Origin of the sequence: Pseudomonas sp. NBRC 111127, from assembly GCF_001320345.1 — a bacterium.
Lineage (GTDB): Bacteria > Pseudomonadota > Gammaproteobacteria > Pseudomonadales > Pseudomonadaceae > Aquipseudomonas > Aquipseudomonas juntendi.
The window spans coordinates 1-3,739 of sequence record NZ_BCBD01000261.1 but is presented as its reverse complement, the minus strand read 5'-3'; the positions used below and the strand labels follow the sequence as shown (position 1 = coordinate 3,739).

Sequence of the window (3,739 nt, the reverse complement as noted above, 5' to 3'; positions counted from 1 at the left end):
GGGCATCCTGGCGGTTGCTAATCGCAGCAGGGCGGTTCAAGCCACAGAGTTGACGTGTTTCGACTGCTGCCGCAGTGACAGCACTGATCGTACCATCAGCACGATAATGAAATACCTTAAATGTTTCATTCAAATCGGGAAAAATATAACCGCTGCGACTCTTATTCCACGATTTCTTGAAATCCCTATTGCAGTTCACGCAGCCAAGCAGGAGATTATTCCAATCAGTGGTTTTAGCCGGAACAACTGACTTAGGCTCCACATGCTCGACATCTAAATCATAATCTTTCTTCTCGCAATACGCACAGAAAGGCCCATATGAGCGCAGAAGGTCTTTATGGTAGCGCTTGTAGTCTTTGTACTTTTTGGTGCTCGGCCCCCGCGATAGTGGTCTCATTCGTCCTTGTCCATACCAGATGCATTACGTTCCGCGCGCAACAGACCAATGAACGCGGGGTCGCGGTTATACCTTACCTCGTATTCATCAAGTTTCGCCTTGGCCGCCTGAACGTCCTCACGGTTGTTTTTGTCAGTGACCTTGAGCAGTGTGAAATAATCCTCAGCAGCCTCTACTTGCTCCTTGAAATACGGACTCCTCTCAACGTCATCCATATTCATGTAATCTTCAGCCACCTCAGCAATACTTTTCTTAACGTAATCACCGAGCTGCCGGACTTCGCTCTTTTCCATATCGATAATGCTGCAATGCCGTAGACCTTGAATCACGAACGGCGAATGAGTAGCCACGATAAACTGCAATCCGGGAAATACCTCGCGAAGATCATCTACGAACCGACCTTGCCACTTTGGATGCAAGTGCATGTCCAACTCATCGATGAGCGCCACGCCTGGCGTCTTGTCAAAGGCGTCTACACCCAGATGTGCGTTGAGCGAGAAGATCCGATAGACGATGTCCATCCCCATAGCCATAACGCTGAGATAGCCACTACTGAGGAAATCAAGAGGACTATAACTGTCACTTCCCTCGAAGCGAACAAATATCTGTTTCACTTCAGACTCATAGAACAAGTCGATCAGAGGGCGCTCAATACTTTTGAATAGGATGAGTAAGCGTCGCTTCACTTCTTCAAAGATTTCGCGCGCGCTGGCAACGCCAAGGAAGGCACGCCCTTGAAGTCCTGCAAACCATGCCTCCGAGCGCCAAAGGCTGCCTTCTTTATCCAACGTATTGAAGTAGCCTGCACTGATGTCTTTTAATTTTTCATTCTGATTGCGTGTCTGCCGCTTTTGGGAGCCAAGTCGTGCAGCCGAGTAATAAGCTATGAACGGCCTTATAACTTGCTCTTTCTTGACTATCTGCTGATAAACATTTTTGGAGATTCGTTCCAGCTCAAGCGAATTGCCTTTACGAGTATTCCCTTCCGCACTGTAAAGCTCTCGCCCCCAGGTTAACTCTCGATCATGGACATAACCATAGGATTTCAACTCGCAGGGAAGATGATATACAAGCTCGGTAGATCCATCTGTTTGAATTCGTCGCTCTTGCCGCGCATCGGCTTTTTTAATGGACAAAGAGCTAATTCCATCAACACCTAAAAAGTATGTACCTGCCAGAATCGCCATCGCATCAAGGACGGCTGATTTACCGACGGCATTATTACCAAGCAGCACGGTCACCTTTTCGTGAAGCTCGAAATCGGCCTGCTCAATACCATGAAAGTTTTTGATTTCAACCCGATCGATGCGCATTTAGTGAGCGCTCCAATAAATCACACAGAAGAATGCATTTTACTAGCTATCATACTTTATAGACAAGTTATTTCTCAGCGCTCACCAACCAATTCATCACCTCTCACCACGGTCATTCTCAACCCGACAGTAATCAAATAAAAATCAAGCCTTCAACAAGTTATCAAGAGCCATTCAGAAAAACACCGAAGCTGCAGGCCGGCAGTGATCGGATAGCTTACACGGCCAAGTTTAGAACCCTAGCCTGGAGCCGCAAAGCTCCCCCCTCAAACAAACACCAACAAGAAAGTAAACTGATATACGCTTTCACACGATATCTGCCACCTTGTCGGCCGTGACGCAACATCCAAAAGCCATAAAAGGCTCTGCAGGCTGTATAAAATTACAGGCTGTATAAAAAACAAGTATACGGATCTAGAATTAATACGTGATGGCAAAATAGTTGCGCTCCCCTTCTTCCCTGTGGCTTCATTAGCTCCGCTAACACGCCAGGGAAGGCCATTTACAAACCCGAGCCCTGGCAGGCAGAGCGCCCTGTCCGTGCAGAGAGAAGTAATGGCTACCCCTAAAACCTTCATGGAGGAATCGACTGCGCCTGGCACCGGCGCGGGATTCGATTACCAATTCCACTATTTCGTTTACCGATTATTGAACATGAAGAAAGGCCAATCGATTGGCCTTGAGATAAAGGACGATGTTCATAGCGATCTAGATAACGATGTCCAATTGCTGTTCCAGCTCAAGCACACGATCCAGACTCAGGCCGGTGGCAGCCCCATTGCCCTAACGGAGCTGGACGGTGACTTGTGGAAGACGCTGTACAACTGGACACGTGTGATCACCGATCCGCGAGATGGCCGGAGTGAGATCGCCGCCCAGCTCCAGTTCGTGAAGCGCAGCGAATTCCACCTCGTCTCGAACAAGAGCGAGAGCAAGTCCAACCTGTTCTCACAATTATTGATTGCTTATACGGAACACGCCTCTGCTGAGAATCTGCAGGCAGTTGTCGACCGGGCAAAGTCGTTGTCGGGGTCGACCAAAGACTCCACGATCAAGGGCTACATCGACACCGTGCTGACCATCGAGCCCAGCGTTCAGCAGGAGTTCCTCAAGCGTGTCTTTTTCCAGCTCGCAGAGACTGAGGTTATCCAGAAGGTAAAGGACACTCTGGAAGAAAAATTCGTGCTGCCCGAAGACGTCGATAGCGTCTATGAGCGCCTCAGTACCTTGATCCGTGATGACAACTATTTTTCAATTTTGGCAGGAACACTGACGGCGATCACATTCGACGATTTTCGCACTCGCTATCGCCGCGTCGTCTCACAGGCAGTCAAGAAGCGGCTGAGCCGACTGCAGTTTGAACCTCCATTGCCCGAAGACCTACTGGGGCAGCGCTTCATCAAGCAGCTGATTGTCATTGACGACATTTGTAAAGACGACAGCGAAGTCATCACGCAGCTGTCGACTCATAAGGTAAGAATGGCGCGCAGCTTGGAAGTCTGGGTGCACGGCGGTGAGGTGGTATCGGATGAGGTAACTGCCCTTCACAAGGACGTCACGTTGCGCTGGAGTAACAAGCACCGAAAGGCATTCAAAAAATGCACCGAAAGCGAGATCAATGACAAAGCCCAGGCCATCGTCGATGCCATGCGCGATGAGACGTATCGACTGGGTGATGATGAGCTCAGCACGGAACAATCCAACGGGGAGCTTTACCTCCTCTCGGAGCAGAACATGATCGGCTGGCATCCTGAGTGGAAAACCCTATGAGCAGTGATGCCATCGAGCTCTGCCCTGCACTGCCTCGCGCTTGGAGCGGCTATAACAATGCCGGCATCGCTGCCGTCGCGATCGGGTGTGTGCTCAACCACATGCAGAACCTGACACTGGCCAAAGCGCTTCTGGTGATGCCTATCGTGATGCACAGCGAAACCACCAAATTCCTGGCAAGCGAGAGAACACGCTCTCGAGAGATTGCAGCGCTGGTCGCTATCCGTCCCGATTTTGTGACCAATTTCGATCGACGCTA

The 3,739-nt window shown here is 49.9% G+C and carries 3 protein-coding genes and 1 pseudogene; 2 read left to right on the top strand and 2 right to left on the bottom strand.

The genetic code is table 11. The features are described 5' to 3' along the window. Positions 1-397: HNH endonuclease (locus APH30_RS28520; RefSeq protein ID WP_177333802.1), on the bottom strand; the 397-nt coding region annotated here is incomplete at its 3' end. Then, complete coding sequence (locus APH30_RS26455; protein WP_054914190.1) at positions 394-1,710, bottom strand: AAA family ATPase; 1,317 nt, start codon at positions 1,708-1,710, stop codon at positions 394-396. The genes APH30_RS28520 and APH30_RS26455, both read right to left, overlap by 4 nt. A 555-nt stretch (positions 1,711-2,265) precedes the next feature. Between APH30_RS26455 and APH30_RS26450 the strand changes: the two genes are divergently transcribed. Further along, positions 2,266-3,480 carry a hypothetical protein gene (locus APH30_RS26450; protein ID WP_054914189.1) on the top strand — a complete coding sequence of 405 codons (1,215 nt, stop codon included), beginning with the start codon at positions 2,266-2,268 and terminating at the stop codon, positions 3,478-3,480. After that, positions 3,477-3,739 (top strand): annotated as a pseudogene (locus APH30_RS26445) (hypothetical protein); the annotation flags it as partial. The gene APH30_RS26450 and the pseudogene APH30_RS26445, both read left to right, overlap by 4 nt.